At 61.4% G+C, this 16,288-nt stretch carries 17 protein-coding genes and 1 other RNA gene; 6 read left to right on the plus strand and 12 right to left on the minus strand.

Annotated elements, in window-relative coordinates; all coding sequences use genetic code 11:
* Window positions 1-262: 262 nt before the first annotated feature.
* An RNA gene (gene rnpB, locus HU719_RS00205) (RNase P RNA component class A) lies at window positions 263-622 on the minus strand.
* Window positions 623-688: 66 nt separating this feature from the next.
* The gene (gene rsmI / locus HU719_RS00210) at window positions 689-1,573 is read right to left on the minus strand and encodes a 16S rRNA (cytidine(1402)-2'-O)-methyltransferase (RefSeq protein WP_186518744.1); all 885 of its coding nucleotides are present in this window, start codon (window positions 1,571-1,573) and stop codon (window positions 689-691) included.
* A gap of 173 nt (window positions 1,574-1,746) precedes the next feature.
* Between rsmI and HU719_RS00215 the strand changes: the two genes are divergently transcribed.
* The 4 genes from HU719_RS00215 (at window position 1,747) to HU719_RS00230 (ending at window position 5,192) form a co-directional block, all read left to right on the plus strand.
* A complete protein-coding gene (locus tag HU719_RS00215; RefSeq protein ID WP_186535824.1) occupies window positions 1,747-3,564 on the plus strand; it encodes a penicillin-binding protein activator in 1,818 nt (605 codons plus the stop codon).
* On the plus strand, window positions 3,564-3,935 hold the full coding sequence (locus HU719_RS00220; RefSeq protein ID WP_186518748.1) for a YraN family protein: 372 nt from the start codon (window positions 3,564-3,566) through the stop codon (window positions 3,933-3,935). Before HU719_RS00215 ends, HU719_RS00220 begins: the two co-directional genes overlap by 1 nt.
* 88 nt (window positions 3,936-4,023) lie before the next feature.
* Entirely contained in the window at window positions 4,024-4,617 is a 594-nt protein-coding gene (locus HU719_RS00225) for a phosphoheptose isomerase (protein WP_186518750.1), read from the plus strand.
* On the plus strand, window positions 4,614-5,192 hold the full coding sequence (locus HU719_RS00230) for a BON domain-containing protein (protein WP_186518752.1): 579 nt from the start codon (window positions 4,614-4,616) through the stop codon (window positions 5,190-5,192). The genes HU719_RS00225 and HU719_RS00230 overlap by 4 nt, the downstream gene beginning before the upstream one ends.
* A gap of 55 nt (window positions 5,193-5,247) precedes the next feature.
* On the opposite strand, the gene HU719_RS00235 is transcribed toward HU719_RS00230, so the two are convergent.
* The 7 genes from HU719_RS00235 to rplM all read right to left on the minus strand — a co-directional run bounded on the left by HU719_RS00235 (window position 5,248) and on the right by rplM (window position 10,110).
* Entirely contained in the window at window positions 5,248-5,676 is a 429-nt protein-coding gene (locus HU719_RS00235) for a ClpXP protease specificity-enhancing factor (protein WP_186535822.1), read from the minus strand.
* A gap of 12 nt (window positions 5,677-5,688) precedes the next feature.
* Window positions 5,689-6,312 carry a glutathione S-transferase N-terminal domain-containing protein gene (locus tag HU719_RS00240; protein ID WP_186535821.1) on the minus strand — a complete coding sequence of 208 codons (624 nt, stop codon included), beginning with the start codon at window positions 6,310-6,312 and terminating at the stop codon, window positions 5,689-5,691.
* A 116-nt stretch (window positions 6,313-6,428) separates the two neighbouring features.
* Window positions 6,429-7,208, minus strand: a complete 780-nt coding sequence (locus HU719_RS00245; protein WP_186518759.1) for a cytochrome c1 — start codon at window positions 7,206-7,208, stop codon at window positions 6,429-6,431.
* Complete coding sequence (locus tag HU719_RS00250; protein WP_186518821.1) at window positions 7,208-8,419, minus strand: cytochrome b; 1,212 nt, start codon at window positions 8,417-8,419, stop codon at window positions 7,208-7,210. Before HU719_RS00250 ends, HU719_RS00245 begins: the two co-directional genes overlap by 1 nt.
* Window positions 8,419-9,012, minus strand: a complete 594-nt coding sequence (gene petA / locus HU719_RS00255) for a ubiquinol-cytochrome c reductase iron-sulfur subunit (protein WP_186518761.1) — start codon at window positions 9,010-9,012, stop codon at window positions 8,419-8,421. The genes HU719_RS00250 and petA overlap by 1 nt, the downstream gene beginning before the upstream one ends.
* A 262-nt stretch (window positions 9,013-9,274) precedes the next feature.
* On the minus strand, window positions 9,275-9,667 hold the full coding sequence (gene rpsI / locus HU719_RS00260; protein WP_186518763.1) for a 30S ribosomal protein S9: 393 nt from the start codon (window positions 9,665-9,667) through the stop codon (window positions 9,275-9,277).
* A gap of 14 nt (window positions 9,668-9,681) precedes the next feature.
* Window positions 9,682-10,110: a 50S ribosomal protein L13 gene (gene rplM, locus HU719_RS00265; protein WP_186518765.1), complete on the minus strand. Its 429-nt coding sequence runs from the start codon at window positions 10,108-10,110 to the stop codon at window positions 9,682-9,684.
* Window positions 10,111-10,368: 258 nt separating this feature from the next.
* On the opposite strand from rplM, the gene HU719_RS00270 reads away from it, so the two are divergent.
* Entirely contained in the window at window positions 10,369-11,409 is a 1,041-nt protein-coding gene (locus HU719_RS00270; protein ID WP_186535820.1) for an NADP(H)-dependent aldo-keto reductase, read from the plus strand.
* A 331-nt stretch (window positions 11,410-11,740) separates the two neighbouring features.
* Window positions 11,741-12,637 (plus strand): GlxA family transcriptional regulator, encoded by an 897-nt coding sequence (locus tag HU719_RS00275; RefSeq protein ID WP_186535842.1) that lies wholly within the window; start codon window positions 11,741-11,743, stop codon window positions 12,635-12,637.
* A 26-nt stretch (window positions 12,638-12,663) separates the two neighbouring features.
* Here HU719_RS00275 and zapE read toward each other — a convergent pair whose 3' ends face one another.
* The 3 genes from zapE to HU719_RS00290 form a co-directional block, all read right to left on the minus strand.
* Window positions 12,664-13,758 carry a cell division protein ZapE gene (gene zapE, locus HU719_RS00280; RefSeq protein WP_186518769.1) on the minus strand — a complete coding sequence of 365 codons (1,095 nt, stop codon included), beginning with the start codon at window positions 13,756-13,758 and terminating at the stop codon, window positions 12,664-12,666.
* 517 nt (window positions 13,759-14,275) lie between these two features.
* Window positions 14,276-15,625 (minus strand): tryptophan--tRNA ligase, encoded by a 1,350-nt coding sequence (locus tag HU719_RS00285; protein WP_186518771.1) that lies wholly within the window; start codon window positions 15,623-15,625, stop codon window positions 14,276-14,278.
* A 25-nt stretch (window positions 15,626-15,650) separates the two neighbouring features.
* Complete coding sequence (locus HU719_RS00290; protein WP_186537094.1) at window positions 15,651-16,286, minus strand: alpha/beta hydrolase; 636 nt, start codon at window positions 16,284-16,286, stop codon at window positions 15,651-15,653.
* Window positions 16,287-16,288: the final 2 nt, after the last annotated feature.

Genomic DNA, 16,288 nt, shown 5'->3' on the forward strand with positions numbered 1-16,288 from the left:
CTTCATCCCACTTTCTGCCACTTGCGCACACTATAGGAATCCGCCCGGTACACCGTCAAGGTACGTTCATAAGGAAAACCCTTACAGGACGGCGATTTAGCGCAACAAAGGAAGGTGGAACAACTATCACAAAGGAAAAATGGCGGAAAAAACCAAGCGCACTCAGATGGATAGAGTGTGAAGTTAAAGTGATTTGTTAAGAGTAAGATTTTTTCGGTATTACGAGGGCCGTCTGCTGCCGATTCGAGCAGAGGAAAAAGAGGTGGAGAGTCGATCTGTAAGCCGGGTTTTGTCGAGGACAGTCATTCCTCTACGACGGCCATCACTGGACGCCTCTAGCAACCTACCCGGTTCCGACGCGGGCCACGCCTAATGGAACCCTATTTGGTCTTGCTCCGAGTGGGGTTTACCTAGCCACGAACTGTTGCCAGACGTGCGGTGCGCTCTTACCGCACCTTTTCACCCTTACCGGCACCGAAGTGCTTAGGCGGTTATTTTCTGTGGCACTTTCCGTAGGCTCGCGCCCCCCAGGCGTTACCTGGCACTCTGCCCTGCGGAGCCCGGACTTTCCTCCCCCATCTTTTGCGGAACAAAAGACGGCAGCGACTGTCCGATCGACTCTCCGCCGCCAAGGTTACCGACAGCCGCGCCGAAGAACAAGCGATGCGTCAAAAACCTCGCTCCCGCATTACTCGGGCTTCTGTTTATCCAAGGCCAGCTGGTACAGCAGGTTTTTGCGCACACCGGTAATCTCTGCCGCCAAGGCCGCAGCACGCTTGAGCGGCAACTCGGCCAACAGCAGGTCGAGCACGCGCTGCGCCTCGACACTGACCGCCTGCTCACCTTCTGGCGCCGTCCACCCTGCCACCAACACCACGCATTCGCCGCGCTGCTGATTGCTGTCGCCCTGCACGAACGCGCGCAGCTCGGCCAAAGGCAAACCTTTCAGGGTCTCGAAGGTTTTGGTGATTTCACGGGCCAGCAGCGCCGGGCGATCACCGCCAAACACCGCCTCCATGTCTTCAAGGCACTCAAGGATGCGATGCGGCGCTTCGTAGAAAATCAGCGTGCGCGGCTCCTCGCGTACTTGCGCAAGGCGCGCTTTGCGCCCGGCAGTCTTGGCGGGCAGGAAGCCTTCGAAAATGAACCGGTCCGACGGCAGCCCCGCCGCCGACAGCGCCGCGATAAGGGCGCAGGCACCAGGCACAGGCACCACCGGTACGCCCGCGGCGCGCGCCTGGCGAACCAGGTGATAGCCCGGATCGGAAATCAGTGGCGTACCGGCATCGGACACCAACGCCACATCATCCCCGGCCAGCAGGCGGGTAATGAAACGCCCGCCTTCGTCGCGCTCGTTGTGCTCATGGCAGGCCGCCAGCGGCGTATCGATACCGAAATGCTGCAGCAGGCGCACCGAGTGACGGGTGTCTTCGGCGGCGATCAGGCTGACATCGGCCAGCACCTTGAGCGCCCTGGCACTCATGTCGTCGAGGTTGCCGATGGGCGTGGCCACGACATACAACTTGCCCGTTTTCGAAACCCCTGCAACATCAGTCACTGCGCGCACCTGCATTCACGATCAAAGGCGGCCATTGTAGCCCGAGCGCCGGCAACAGGGCGCAAAGAAGTTCGCCGGCAGGCACGCCGTTGCCGCCTATAGTGAAGGTTCGTCGTCGGCAAGATCGCCTCGGGGCCGGCGCTTCGGTACAATCGCCGGCCAACTTGATCGAGTAACAGGACTTTTACATGATCGCTTGTCTGCGGCTGCTCTCAGCCCTCTGCCTCGCTGCCCTGCTGGCAGCCTGCGTCAGCTCGCCCTCATCCAGCCTGGGCGAGCTGCCACGCACCCCGGACGCCAGCATCGAGCAACTGCTCGACGAGGCAGCCTCCAGCAAGTCCGCCGAGGACGCAGCACTGCTGCGCCTGAGCGCCGCCGACCTGGCCTACAAGCAAAAGGACTTCCCGCGTTCGGCGCGCATCCTCGAGCAGGTCCCGCTGGACTCGCTCAAGCCGGGCCAACAGGTCTTTGCCAGCACCTTGGCAGCCGAGCTTGCCATGAGCCGCAACCAGCCCAAGGCTGCGCTGACCGCCCTCGCCCACCCAAGCCTGCAGCGCACTGGCGAACTGCCGGCCGAGCAGCAGGTGCGCACCTACAGCGTGCACGCCGCCGCCCTCGAAGCCGACGGTCAGGCCCTGGCCGCCGCCGAGCAACGGGTACTGCTCGCCCCACTGCTCAGCGGTGATGCCGCCAAGGCCAACAACGACGCCATCTGGGCACTGGTGGCCGCACTGCCGGCCGAGCAACTGCAGCAGCCCACCAGCAATGCCACCCTTGGCGGCTGGACCAGCCTGGCCTTCGCCGTGAAAAGCGCCGGCACCCTGGAGCAGCAACAGGCCGCCATCGACACCTGGAGCAAGCAGAACGCCGGCCACCCAGCTGCCGCACAGCTGCCAAGCGCACTGGTGAAGCTCAAGGAGCTGGCCAGCCAGCCGCTGACCAAGATCGCCCTGCTGCTGCCTCAAGAAGGCCCGCTGGCCGGTGTTGCCCGCGCGCTGCGTGACGGTTTCATGGCCGCACACCTGCAGGCGCAGAAAGACGGCCAGAACCCTCCAGCCGTGCAGGTGTTCGACAGCTCCCGCATCAGCTCGCTCGACGACTTCTACCGCCAGGCCCAGGCCGCAGGCGTGCAGCTGGTTATCGGCCCGCTGGAAAAGCCACTGGTGAAAAAGCTCGCCGCCTACCCGCAACTGCCTATTACCACCCTGGCGCTGAACTACGCCGACGCCGGGCAAAAAGCGCCTGCGCAGCTGTTCCAGTTTGGCCTGGCTGCCGAAGATGAAGCCCGCGAAGTGGCTCGCCGCGCCCGCGCCGACGGCATGGTCCGCGCCGTGGCACTGGTGCCAAGCGGCGAATGGGGCGACCGTGTTCTGGCGGCCTTCCGGCAGGACTGGCAGGCCAATGGCGGCACCTTGCTCGCCGCCGAGCGCATTGCCCCGCCGGTCGGCCTTGCCCAGCAGATCGCCAACCTGTTCCAACTGCGCCAGAGCGAAGGCCGGGCCAAGAGCCTGCAAAGTGCGGTGGGTGGCAACGTCGCCGCACAGCCATCGCGCCGCCAGGACATCGACTTCATCTTCCTCGCCTCGACCCCACAGCAGGCCCAGCAGATCAAGCCGACCCTGAACTTCCAGTACGCAGGCGACGTACCGGTTTACGCCACCTCCAACCTGTATAGCGCCAGCGGTGACGTCAACCAGTACAACGACATGAACGGCATCCGCTTCTGCGAAACCCCGTGGCTGCTCGACAACAGCAACAGCCTGCGCAAGCAGGTGGTGCAGCAGTGGCCGCAGGCTGCCGGCAGCCTTGGCCGCCTGTACGCCATGGGCGTCGATGCCTACAGCCTGGCGCCACGCCTGGGCCAGCTCAAGGCCCTGCCAGACAACCGCGTCGAAGGCCTGTCGGGCAGCCTGACGGTCAACCCCAACCAGCGTATCGAGCGCCAACTGCCATGGGCCGAGTTCTCTGGCGGCCAGGTCAAGCGCCTGCCAGATACCCCGCGCTGATGCCACCCGCATCGCCCACCCAAGCGGGCAATGCAGCCGAAGGCCAAGCCTTGGAGTACCTCCAGGCGCAGGGTCTGCGGCTGCTGGCACGCAACTGGCGATGCAAGGGCGGCGAGCTTGATCTGGTCATGCTCGATGCCGATACAGTAGTATTCGCCGAGGTCCGCTACCGGCTACATGCGGCCTTCGGCGGCGCCCTCGGCAGTATCGATGGGCGCAAGCAGAAACGGCTGGCCCTGGCTGCGACTCTTTTCCTGCAACAGACGCCCGAATGGGCCGCCCACCCCTGCCGCTTCGACGTTGTCGCCCTGCAGGGCCAAGGGCACGCTGGGCAACCGCTTCTTTGGCTTAAAAACGCCTTCGAGTGCTGAACCCTCACCGAATTTTTTGCTCTATGTTTCGCGGGCTGGTCACTGTTGCGCGTAGCGCCAGCCACCGCCCCTCTTAAGGTCACACCAGATGGACATGCAATCCCGAATTCGCCGGCTGTTTCAGGCCAGCATCGACACCAAGCAACAGGCAATGGACATCCTGGCACCTCACATCGAGCAGGCCAGCCTGGTCATGGTCAACGCCCTGCTCAGCGACGGCAAGATGCTCGCCTGTGGCAACGGCGGCTCGGCGGGCGATGCCCAGCACTTTTCCTCGGAGCTGCTCAACCGCTTCGAGCGCGAACGCCCGAGCCTGCCGGCCATTGCCTTGACCACCGACAGCTCCACGATCACCTCGATCGCCAACGACTACAGCTACAACGAAGTTTTCTCCAAGCAGATCCGTGCACTGGGCCAGCCCGGCGACGTACTGCTGGCGATCTCCACCAGCGGCAACTCGGCCAACATCATTCAAGCGATCCAGGCCGCACATGACCGCGAAATGATTGTCGTAGCATTGACCGGGCGTGACGGTGGCGGCATGGCATCACTGCTGCTGCCAGAAGACGTCGAGATTCGCGTGCCATCCACGGTCACTGCACGCATCCAGGAAGTCCACCTGCTGGCGATCCACTGTCTGTGCGACCTGATCGACAGCCAACTGTTCGGGAGTGAAGAATGATCCCCAAGCGCCTCGGCCTGATAGCCGTCACTCTGTGCCTCAGCATCTCCGGCTGCAGTTCGGTATTGACCTCTGCCCGCGACTCCCCAATCGAGGATGACCGCGGCACGCGCACCATCGGCAGCAAGATCGACGACTCGCTGATCGAGACCAAGGCAGCGGTCAACATTTCCAAGGCCAACCCCGACCTGGACAAGGGCTCGCACATTGTCGTGAGCAGCTACAACGGCGTGGTACTGCTGGCCGGGCAAACCCCGCGCGCCGAGCTTAAATCGCTCGCCGAGCAGACCGCCAGCCAGGTGCAGCGGGTCAAGAAGGTGCACAACGAACTGCAGGTCATGCAGCCTTCGTCCATTCTGGCGCGCAACAACGACGCCTGGCTGACCACCAAGATCAAGACCCAGATGCTGGCCGACGCCAACGTCCCGGGTTCGCGGGTCAAGGTGATCACCGAGAACGGCATCGTCTACCTGCTGGGCCTGGTAACCCAACAAGAAGGCAACGCGGCCACCAGCGTGGTGCAGAGCGTCTCTGGCGTGCAGAAAATCGTTCGTCTGTTCGAGTACATCGACTGACTGACCAGCCAGCGCCAGACACAAAAAAGGCGATCCGCAGGGATCGCCTTTTTTATTACTTCACCACTTTCAGGCTTGGACGCCCACTTGGGCGCGGCGGCTGGCCGCCCTCCGGCGGGCCGTCGTCATCAGGCTCGATGCTTTCATCGAGCAGCTCTTCTTCAGACTCGACCCCAGGTTCCAGCTCAAAGACCATGCCCTGGCCATTTTCCCGGGCATAAACGCCCAGGATGGCGGCTGTTGGCACGAACAGCGTGTGCGACACCCCACCAAAACGGCCGTCGAAACTGACCGCATCGTTGTCCATGTGCAGGTTGCGCACGGCGCTGGGGGAAACGTTCAGAACGATTTGGCCATCACTGGCAAAACCGGCAGGCACGCGTACGTCAGGGTATTCAGCGTTGACCAGCATGTGCGGCGTGCAATCGTTGTCGACGATCCACTCGTACAGTGCTCGAACCAGATAAGGGCGACTGGACTTCATTAATAGATCCTCTTAAACCTTGCGCATTTCACGTTCAACAGCAGACAGGCTCGCCTGGAATGGCTCGCGGGCGAACTGTCGCTCCATGTAATCCAGCAGCGGCTTGGCTTGCCGCGGCAATTCGATACCCATGACCGGCAAACGCCAGAGTATGGGCAGTAGACAGCAATCGACCAGGCTTTGCTCATCGCTCATGAAGCAGGACATTTCGGCAAACAGCGGGGCCACGCCAGTGAGGCTCTCGCGCAGCTCCTTGCGCGCCTTGGCCCGTGCAGCTTCAGTACTGCGCGTATCGAGCAGTGTATCGGCGAGCGCACACCAGTCGCGCTGGATGCGGTGCATCAGCAGGCGGCTGTTACCGCGACCAACCGGGTATACCGGCATCAGCGGCGGGTGCGGGTAACGCTCATCGAGGTACTCCATGACCACACTCGACTCATACAACGCCAGGTCACGATCGACCAGCGTCGGCACGCTGCCGTAAGGGTTGACCTCCGCCAGCTTGGGCGGCACGCGACTGGCATCGACATCGATGATCTGCACCGCCACGCCCTTTTCAGCGAGCACCAGGCGCACCCGGTGGCAGTAATGATCAGCGGGGTCGGAATAGCAGGCTAACCTGTTGGTTACGCCCATGTAGCGCCTCCTCGTGCGGGATGCTTCAGAACTCTAAATGAAAACGCGCCCGGGGTGACCTGACAAAGTTGTCAGGCCACCGCGGGCGCGTTCAACTACCAGAAATTACTGCGTGATCAGTGCACGTCCTTCCAGTATTCGCGCTTGAGCAAGTAGGCGAACACGAAGAAGAAAGCCAGGTACAGCAACACGTAGGTACCGATGCGCTGGCTCTCCAGTTTGACCGGGTTGGCCGAATAGGCCAGGAAGGTCACCAGGTTCTTGACCTTCTCGTCGAACTGCTCGGTGGTCAGGGTACCGGATTTCTCCTCCACGGTCAGCTGGTCGCAGGCTTCATGGGTCAACGGGCTACCGGTCAGCGGGTCGTATTGCTTCTTGCCATCGGCCACGGTCTGTATCTGTTTGCAGCCAATCACCTGATTACCCTGCAGCCCCACCAGCACGTTAGGCATGCCCACGTTCGGGAACACCTTGTTGTTGACCCCGTACGGGCGCGACTTGTCTTCGTAGAAGCTGCGCAGGTAGCTGTACAGCCAGTCGTTGCCGCGCACACGGGCAACCAGGGTCAGGTCAGGCGGCGCCGCCCCGAACCAGGTCTTGGCGTCGTTGGGCTGCATGCCGATCTTCATGTGGTCGCCGATCTTGGCGCCGGTGAACACCAGGTTTTCCAGCATCACTTCGTGGGGGATACCCAGGTCATCGGCAACCCGCTCATAGCGCTGGAACTTGGCGCTATGGCAACCCATGCAATAGTTGGCGAAGGTCCGCGCACCATCTTGCAGGGCGGCTTTGTCAGTCAGGTCGACGTCGACCTTGTCCAGCTCCAGGCCATGCTCGGCAGCGAAGGAAAAGGCGGGCATCAATGCCAGCACACATACTGCAATCAACTTTTTCATCAGCCAGTCACCCTTTCCGGAACCGGTTTGGTCTTCTCAAGCCTTGTGTAGAACGGCATCAGCAGGAAGTAGGCGAAGTACAGCACCGTGCACACCTGCGACAGCAAGGTCCGCCCCGGGGTTGGCGCCAGTACGCCGAGCACACCGAGAATGACGAAGGACACGCAGAACACCAGCAGCCACACTTTGCTCAACCACCCCTTGTAGCGCATCGAGCGCACCGGGCTGCGGTCCAGCCAAGGCAGGACGAACAGCACGGCAATCGCAGCGCCCATGGCAATGACGCCGAACAACTTGTCAGGCACCGCGCGCAAGATCGCGTAGAACGGGGTGAAGTACCACACCGGGGCAATATGCTCGGGCGTCTTGAAGGCGTTGGCCTGTTCGAAGTTCGGTTTTTCCAGGAAGTACCCGCCCATTTCTGGGAAGAAGAACACCACCGCACAGAACACGAAGAGGAACACCACCACACCGACGATATCTTTCACGGTGTAGTACGGGTGGAACGGAATGCCATCCAGCGGAATACCGTTTTCGTCCTTGTGCTTCTTGATGTCCACGCCGTCCGGGTTGTTCGAGCCGACTTCGTGCAGTGCCAGGATGTGCAGCACCACCAGGCCAAGAATCACGATGGGCAGTGCCACCACGTGCAAGGCAAAGAAGCGGTTCAGGGTAATCCCCGAAATCAGGTAGTCACCACGGATCCACTGGGTGAGGTCATTGCCGATCACCGGAATGGCGCCGAACAGCGAGATGATTACCTGGGCCCCCCAGTACGACATCTGGCCCCACGGCAGCAGATAGCCCATGAAGGCTTCAGCCATCAGCGCCAGGTAGATCAGCATGCCGAACAGCCAGACCAGCTCGCGCGGCTTCTGGTACGAGCCGTACAGCAGGCCGCGGAACATGTGCAGGTACACCACGATGAAGAACGCCGAAGCGCCGGTGGAGTGCAGGTAGCGCAGGATCCAGCCGTATTCGACGTCGCGCATGATGTACTCGACCGAGGCAAACGCCTCTTCGGCCGAGGGGGTGAAACTCATGGTCAGCCACACGCCGGTGACGATCTGGTTGACCAGCACCAGCAGCGCCAACGAGCCGAAGAAATACAGGAAGTTGAAGTTCTTGGGTGCGTAATACTTGCTCAGATGGTCTTCCCACATTTTTGTGGCGGGGAAGCGCGCATCGATCCATTCCATGAACTTGCTCATCATGCCTTCTCCTGGTCGACGCCAATGACGACGATTTCGTCGGACTCGTACGAGTGCGGTGGCACTGGCAGATTCAAGGGCGCTGGCTGGGACTTGTAGACGCGGCCGGCCAGGTCATAGTGCGAACCGTGGCAAGGGCAGAAGTAGCCACCCACCCACTTCGGCCCCAGGTCCACTGGCGCGACTTCAGGGCGGAAGGTCGGCGAGCAGCCCAGGTGGGTGCACAGGCCAACCAGAATGAGGATCTGCGGCTTGATCGAGCGCACCTCAGGGTCGACATAGGCAGGCTGCTCGGACGCCTTGGATTGCGGGTCGGAAAGATCTCCTTCGATCTTTTTCAGATTGGCGAGGATCTCATCCGTTCGCCGCACGATAAATACAGGTTGGCCGCGCCATTCGGCGACCATCTGCTGCCCTGGCTCGACCTTGGCGATATTGACCTTCACCGGTGCGCCGGCAGCTTTCGCCTTGGCACTGGGAAACCATGACCCCACGAACGGTACCGCTGCCCCCACTGCCCCCGCCGCCCCGACCACGGATGTCGCGGCTACGAGGAAGCGGCGCCGGCCTGCGTTGACGCCGTCATTGCTCATTCAGTCCTCTCCCATCAGCTTGCTTGGCCTGTTGAAACAGGCATCTACTTAGGTATATCGGTGGCACTAAAATTTGGTCGCAATGGTAAGGAACAAATCCACACAGTGACAAGGTGATTACCCCCCTGAAGGGCTACAACCTGCGCATTGCTTGATCTGCGTCTATGCGACACACGGCCACGGATTGCTGACAAGGTTAGTTCAAGACATAAAAAAAGCCCGGTTCCAAGGAACCGGGCTTTTTTCGGACTGCCGAAGCGAATTAACGCTTGGAGTACTGAGGACGCTTACGCGCTTTACGCAGACCCACTTTCTTACGCTCGACTTCACGAGCGTCGCGGGTTACGAAGCCAGCACGACGCAGAGCGCCACGCAGGGTTTCGTCGTATTCCATCAGAGCGCGGGTGATACCGTGACGGATCGCACCGGCTTGACCGCTGACACCACCACCAGCAACGGTGATGTAGATGTCGAACTTCTCGACGGTTTCGGTCAGTTCCAGCGGCTGGCGAACTACCATGCGCGCTGTTTCACGACCGAAGAACACGTCCAGAGAACGGTTGTTGATGGAGATGTTACCGGTGCCCGGACGCAGGAAGACGCGAGCGGTTGCGGTCTTGCGACGGCCAGTGCCGTAATTTTGAGTCGCCGACATAATGAACTATCCCGTTAGATCTTCAGTTCTTGAGGCTGCTGAGCAGTGTGTGGGTGAGCAGCACCCGCGTACACTTTCAGCTTGCGGTACATGTCGCGACCCAGCGGGTTCTTAGGCAGCATGCCCTTGACCGCGGTTTCGATGACACGCTCAGGGGCCTTGGCGATCAACTTCTCGAAGTTGATTTCCTTGATGCCGCCCGGGAAGCCGGAGTGGGAGTAGTACATCTTGTCGGTGGTCTTGGCGCCAGTTACACGGATTTGCTCGGCGTTGATGACGACGATGTAGTCGCCGGTGTCAACGTGAGGGGTGTATTCTGGTTTGTGTTTGCCACGCAGGCGGCTAGCGATTTCGGTAGCCAGACGACCCAGGGTCTGACCAGCGGCGTCGACTACGAACCACTCGCGCTTTACTGTTTCCGGTTTAGCAGTAAAAGTTTTCATTCTCTAAAGCCTCAGAGGCCGCCCAGCGAAAAATAGACGGCGAATCTTACTGGATAGTGCACAGCTTGCCAAGGGCAAGCGCGCAGCCGAACACAGACGCTTTTGGGGGCTCGGGTCGGGCACGCCAATGTTCGACAAAGGTTCTTCCGCCGTGATGGTGCATCACTTCCGCCACGCGAAGAGCTGGGCAATTATCCAGATTGCACAAGAAATATCAACCTGCTTTTATGGGCATCTTTGCCAAGGAGTGTGTTCCCGATGCAATACCGCAAGCTCGGCCGTACCGATCTAGACGTAAGCGAACTATGCCTGGGGACCATGACCTGGGGCGAACAGAACACCCAGGCGCAGGCCTTCGAGCAGATTGCCCTGGCCAAGGCCCACGGCATCAATTTCATCGACACCGCCGAAATGTACCCGGTACCGCCCCGCCCGGAAACCTACGCCGCCACCGAGCGCATCATCGGCAACTGGTTCCGCGAGCATGGGGATCGCGACCAGTGGGTCCTTGCCAGCAAGGTGGCGGGGCCTGGTAATGGCATCAGCCACATCCGTGATGGCCAGCTCAAGCACAACCGCCAGCACATCGTTGCGGCCCTGGACGAAAGCCTCAAGCGCCTGCAAACCGACCGTATCGACCTGTACCAGCTGCACTGGCCGGAGCGCAGCACCAACTTCTTCGGCAAACTTGGCTACCAGCACCTGCCCCATGACCTGTTCACGCCGCTTGAAGAAACCCTTGAGGTGCTCGACGAGCAGGTCCGCGCCGGCAAGATCCGCCATATCGGCCTGTCCAACGAAACCCCGTGGGGCACCATGAAGTTTTTGCAACTGGCCGAAAGCCGCGGCTGGCCACGGGCAGTGTCGATCCAGAACCCCTACAACCTGCTCAACCGCAGCTTTGAAGTGGGCCTGGCAGAGGTCGCCATTCGCGAACAATGCGGCCTGCTGGCATATTCGCCGCTGGCGTTCGGCATGCTGTCTGGCAAGTACGAAAGTGGAGCACGCCCGGAAAACGCCCGGCTGACGCTGTTCAGTCGCTTTGCCCGCTACTCCAACCCGCAGACGGTGGCAGCGTGCAGCCGCTACGTGCAGCTCGCTCGGGAGCACGGGCTGGACCCCGCGCAAATGGCCCTGGCGTTCGTGACCCGCCAGCCCTTCGTAACCAGCAACATCATTGGCGCGACGTCGCTTGAGCAGTTGCAGAGCAATATCGACAGCCAGGGCGTGAACCTGAGCGACGAGCTGCTGGCAGCCATCGAGGCGATTCACCAGGGGCAGCCGAACCCGGCGCCATGACTGCACTGCCCGCCCCCACAGGACAAACGCTAACTAACTGATTTGCATAGAAATGTGGGAGCGGGCTTGCTCGGAATGCCGAACCACCGCGATGGGCCGCAAAGCGGCCCTGTCAGCCCGTGCAGGCCAGCTTTTTCTCGCCACTTGCAGCTGGAAGCTTGCAGCTCACCGAAAAACATAAGACGATCCAGCCGGTGATTGACCACTCTACCCTATAAGAACAATGACAATGATGTTTAACCAACCCCCCGCGTCGCTGCGGCGCGTCTGCATCCTGGCCATTGATAACGTGTTCGCTTCGACACTGATGCAGGCCAAGGACTTCTTCCATCTGGCCAGCCTGCGCTACAGCAAACAGCTGGGCCTGGGCCTGCAACCGATGTTCGAAATCGCCTTGGTGAGCCCCGACGGCCTGCCTGTGGACAGTTTCAGCAATGTGCAGTTGCCGGTCGACAGCAGCCTGAACGACGCCGACGTAATCATCCTCCCGGCATTCTGGGATGACTTTGACGCCATGCTGCAACGCTACCCGCAGGTTCTCCCCTGGCTGCGCGAGCAACACGCCCGTGGCGCGGTATTGTGCGCCGAGGCAAGCGGTGTGTTCTGGCTGGCCGAATCGGGCCTGCTCGATGGCAAGGAGGCGACCACCTACTGGCGGTTCTTTGCAAAGTTCGAGGAGCGCTTCCCCAAGGTGCGGCTGAACCAGGACAAGCACCTGACCGATGCCGACAACCTGTACTGCGCAGGTGGCACCACCTCGGCATGCGACTTGTACATCTACCTGATCGAGCGGTTCTGCGGCGCCAACGTGGCCCGCGCCGTGGCCCGCGACATCCTCTACGAAGTGCAACGCAACTACACCCCGGGGCGCATGGGCTTTGGCGGGCAAAAGCTGCACCAGGACCTGATCATCCTGCAGATCCAGCACTGGCTCGAAGAGCACTTTGCCGACAAGTTCCGTTTCGAGGATGTGGCGCGCAACCACGGCATGAGCATCCGCAACTTCATGCGCCGCTTCCAGACCGCCACCGGCGACAAGCCCCTGCACTACCTGCAACGCCTGCGCATAGAAACGGCCAAAGGGCTGCTGTCGAGCAGCCGCAAGAGCATCAAGACCATCAGTTACGAGGTGGGTTACGACGATGCCAGTTTCTTTGCCCGGCTGTTCCGCCAGCACACTGAGCTATCGCCCAACCAGTACCGCCAGCAGTTCATGCAGGAGGCCTGAAAGCTGCCCTGGCGGGCAGCTGCAAGCTAGGGTTTGTGCGCCCGCGAGAGGAACTCGTGGGACTGCATCTCGAGCAAACGGCTGAGCGTGCGCTGGAACTCGAAGCTCAGGCGACCACCGGTGTAGAGGTCCTTGAGCTCGACTTCGGCCGAGATGATCAACTTGACGTTACGGTCGTAGAACTCATCGACCATGTTGATGAACCGGCGAGCGATATCGTCGGTGGCAACACCCATCTGCTCGACATTGCTCAGCAACACTGCATGGAAAATCTTGCCCAGCTCGATGTAGTCGTTCTGGCTGCGCGGCCCGTCGCACAAGGCACGGAAGTCGAACCAGGCAACGTCGTCGCAGGTGCGCAGGGCCGTGATGGCACGGTTCTCGATCATCAGCACGTCGTTTTCGACGGCTTCGGTGCACTCCGGCGTCAGCGCCTTGAAGCTTGCACGCAGGCTTTCGTGGGCCGCGTCGTCGAGCGGGTAATGGTACAGCTCGGCTTGCTCCAGGTGGCGCAGGCGGTAATCCACACCACTGTCGACGTTCACCACGTCGGTGTACTGCTTGATCATGGCGATGGCCGGCAGGAAGCGCGCACGTTGCAGGCCGTCCTTGTACAGGCCGTCTGGCACGATGTTGGAGGTAGCCACCAGCGAGACGCCGTTCTTGAACAGCTCTTCCATCAAGGTGCCGAGGATCATGGCATCGGTGATGTCCGAAACGAAGAACTCGTCGAAGCAGATAACCCGCGCCTCGTCGCTGAAACGCTTGGCGATCAGGGTCAGCGGATTTTTCTCGCCCTTGAGGGTTTTCATTTCCTCGTGCACGCGCTTCATGAAGCGGTGGAAGTGCGTGCGCATTTTCTGCTTGAACGGCAGTGCTTCGTAGAAGGTGTCGACCAGGTATGTCTTGCCTCGCCCTACCCCGCCCCAGAAATACAGGCCTTTGACCGGGGTCTGCTCCTTCTTGCCGAACAACTTGCCGAACATGCCCGGCTTGTTGTTCTGGGCCTGGACCAGGTCGTCGTACAGGCGCTGCAGGTGACGCACCGCAGTTTCCTGCGCCGCGTCATGGAAGAAGTCGGGACGTTTCAGATCTGCTTGATAGCGTTCTAAGGGAGTCATAATTCGTTAGCGAGGCAACAAAAAACGGGCCGTCACTGTAACGAGCGGCCCGCCTGATAGCAATGATACATGCGGCCAATGCGCGCAGGCTTTACATAGCGTTGGCGATTCCAGGGTTCTGCGCAAGCCTGTGTTGGCCTCATCGCAGGCTATCGCCAGCTCCCACACGAGTCTGCGGCAGGCCACAATATCGAGACTGTGCGCGGTCTCTGTGGGAGATTCTATGGTTTTGTACAAACCTGTTCCCGCCAGACATATCTCCTTGTGGCGAGCGGGCTTGTCCCGCGTTGGGCTGCGCAGCAGCCCTTAGGGTTTTCAGGGCTGCTGCGCAGCCCAACGCGGGACAAGCCCGCTCGCCACGACTCTCTATCATTTCCTACAGGATTGGGTCCAACCAGCAAGGTTGCGGTTGAGCACGGCCTGGGTGGGAGCTGGCGATAGCCTGCGATGAGGCCAGCACAGGCTTGCACAGAGCTCAGGTTGCCATGCCCTGTGCGCACGATTGCTGCAGAGGCTATCAGTCCTGAGCCGGCTGCAGCGCGTCGCGCAGGCTTTGCACCGCCGCATCACGGGCTTGTGCATCGTCAAACTGCGGCCCCTCGGCAACCTGCTCGCCGCCCAGCCACAGGCTGAAGCCCAGGCCCTCGACACGCACATCGGCCTCGCCACCCTGCTGCAGTTGCTTGCTGACAGCACCTGCACTCTTGCCGTCGGCAAAACTGCGCGACAGCAGCAATTGCTCGCCATCAGCGGCCAGCAGGCGGAAGCGGAAGCTGCCGTCCTCATCACGGAAGCTGACAAAACGCGCGCTCTTGGCGGCCTTTTTCTTTACTTCTGTGCCCGCTTGCACACTGGCGCGGAACGAACGCAGGCCCACGGCCTCGCGCAGTTGCGCAAGGAACGGCGTCGCGCTTTTGCGCGCCTTGGCAGCGCCCGCCAGCAGGATGTCTTCGAGGTCGGAGGGGCGCGAAATCAGCTGGTGGTAGTGATCGCGTTTTTCGGCCAACTGGCCGTCGAGCAGTTGGAACAGGCGCTGCTTGGCCTCACCCCAACCCAGGCCCTGGAGCAACTGCTCACGGAACTCGGCGCATTGCTCAGGCGTCGAGAACGCCTGGAACAGGGTGAACAGGTGCGAGGCGTCCGGGTCTTTCGGCTCACCGGGGGCGCGGGAGTCGGTGACGATGCGCGAGATGGCGTCTTTCATGTCCTTGGCGCTGGTGAACAACGGGATAGTGTTGTCGTAGCTCTTGGACATCTTGCGCCCGTCCAGGCCCGGCAAGGTCGCCACGCTTTCCTCGATCACCGCCTCAGGCATGGCAAAGAACTCCTTGCCCTGGCCGAACAGGTGGTTGAAGCGCTGGCCGATGTCGCGGGCCATTTCGACGTGCTGGATCTGGTCACGCCCCACCGGCACCTTGTGCGCGTTGAACATGAGAATGTCGGCGGCCATCAGCACCGGGTAGCTGAACAGGCCCATGGTCACGCCGGCGTCCGGGTCTTCACCGGCTTCGACGTTTTTATCGACCGACGCCTTGTAGGCGTGGGCGCGGTTGAGCAGCCCTTTACCGGCAACGCAGGTCAACAGCCAGGTCAGCTCGGGGATTTCCGGGATGTCGGACTGGCGATAGAAGGTGACCTTGGCCGGGTCCAGGCCGCCGGCCAGCCAGGTGGCGGCGATTTCCAGGCGCGAGCGCTGGATGCGCAGCGGGTCATCGCACTTGATCAGCGCGTGGTAGTCGGCCAGAAAGTAGAACGAATCGGCACCGGGCTGCTGGCTGGCGAGGATCGCCGGGCGGATGGCACCGGCGTAGTTGCCCAGGTGCGGGGTGCCGGTGGTGGTAATACCGGTGAGAATGCGCGTGGTCATGGGTGTTCGCTTATTCAGGCTTGGCTCAGTTCGAAAGGCGCGGCAGCAGCAGATCCTTCAGATCGGTCAGCTTGCCATGGAAGAAGTGTCCGCATTCTGCCACTTTCAGCAGCTCATGGGGGCGCGTCAGGGTGTCGGACCATTCGTAAACCAGCTGCGGATCGACCACCTCGTCGGTCTCCGGCTGCACCACGGTCAGCGCCACGCGCTCTGGCAGCGGGAACTGTTCGCTCAGGCGCATCACCGCCGGGGCGATCATGAACAGCTGCTGCAAGCTGACGCCGTCGGCCTCCAGGCGCCCGGCCAGGCTCGCGGCCACGAAACCGCCGAAGGAGAAGCCCATCAGCACCAGAGGTAGCGCCGGGTGCCTGGCTCGCAGCCATGCGGCGGCGGCCTCGGCGTCAGCCACTTCACCGGCACCCATGTCATGGCTGCCGGCGCTCTGGCCGACGCCGCGATAGTTGAAACGCAGGGTCACGTAGCCGGCATCGCGGGCGGTGCGCTGCAGCGTCGAGACCACCTTGTTGAGCATGGTGCCGCCCTGGACCGGGTTGGGATGGCAGATCAGCACCGCGCCGCGGGCATCGGCAACATCCAGGTACAAGGCTTCCAGCGGGCCGCTCGGGCCATCGATGAACAAGGGGGTTTCGCGGATAAGCAAGG

It is taken from the genome of Pseudomonas farsensis (genome assembly GCF_014268805.2).
Taxonomy (GTDB): Bacteria; Pseudomonadota; Gammaproteobacteria; order Pseudomonadales; family Pseudomonadaceae; genus Aquipseudomonas; species Aquipseudomonas farsensis.

Coding starts and splice junctions, on each gene's coding strand:
- rsmI (WP_186518744.1), bottom strand. CDS start 1,573: ATGCAGGTGCGCGCAGTGACTGATGTTGCAGGGGTTTCGAAAACGGGC.
- HU719_RS00215 (WP_186535824.1), top strand. CDS start 1,747: ATGATCGCTTGTCTGCGGCTGCTCTCAGCCCTCTGCCTCGCTGCCCTG.
- HU719_RS00220 (WP_186518748.1), top strand. CDS start 3,564: ATGCCACCCGCATCGCCCACCCAAGCGGGCAATGCAGCCGAAGGCCAA.
- HU719_RS00225 (WP_186518750.1), top strand. CDS start 4,024: ATGGACATGCAATCCCGAATTCGCCGGCTGTTTCAGGCCAGCATCGAC.
- HU719_RS00230 (WP_186518752.1), top strand. CDS start 4,614: ATGATCCCCAAGCGCCTCGGCCTGATAGCCGTCACTCTGTGCCTCAGC.
- HU719_RS00235 (WP_186535822.1), bottom strand. CDS start 5,676: ATGAAGTCCAGTCGCCCTTATCTGGTTCGAGCACTGTACGAGTGGATC.
- HU719_RS00240 (WP_186535821.1), bottom strand. CDS start 6,312: ATGGGCGTAACCAACAGGTTAGCCTGCTATTCCGACCCCGCTGATCAT.
- HU719_RS00245 (WP_186518759.1), bottom strand. CDS start 7,208: ATGAAAAAGTTGATTGCAGTATGTGTGCTGGCATTGATGCCCGCCTTT.
- HU719_RS00250 (WP_186518821.1), bottom strand. CDS start 8,419: ATGAGCAAGTTCATGGAATGGATCGATGCGCGCTTCCCCGCCACAAAA.
- petA (WP_186518761.1), bottom strand. CDS start 9,012: ATGAGCAATGACGGCGTCAACGCAGGCCGGCGCCGCTTCCTCGTAGCC.
- rpsI (WP_186518763.1), bottom strand. CDS start 9,667: ATGTCGGCGACTCAAAATTACGGCACTGGCCGTCGCAAGACCGCAACC.
- rplM (WP_186518765.1), bottom strand. CDS start 10,110: ATGAAAACTTTTACTGCTAAACCGGAAACAGTAAAGCGCGAGTGGTTC.
- HU719_RS00270 (WP_186535820.1), top strand. CDS start 10,369: ATGCAATACCGCAAGCTCGGCCGTACCGATCTAGACGTAAGCGAACTA.
- zapE (WP_186518769.1), bottom strand. CDS start 13,758: ATGACTCCCTTAGAACGCTATCAAGCAGATCTGAAACGTCCCGACTTC.
- HU719_RS00285 (WP_186518771.1), bottom strand. CDS start 15,625: ATGACCACGCGCATTCTCACCGGTATTACCACCACCGGCACCCCGCAC.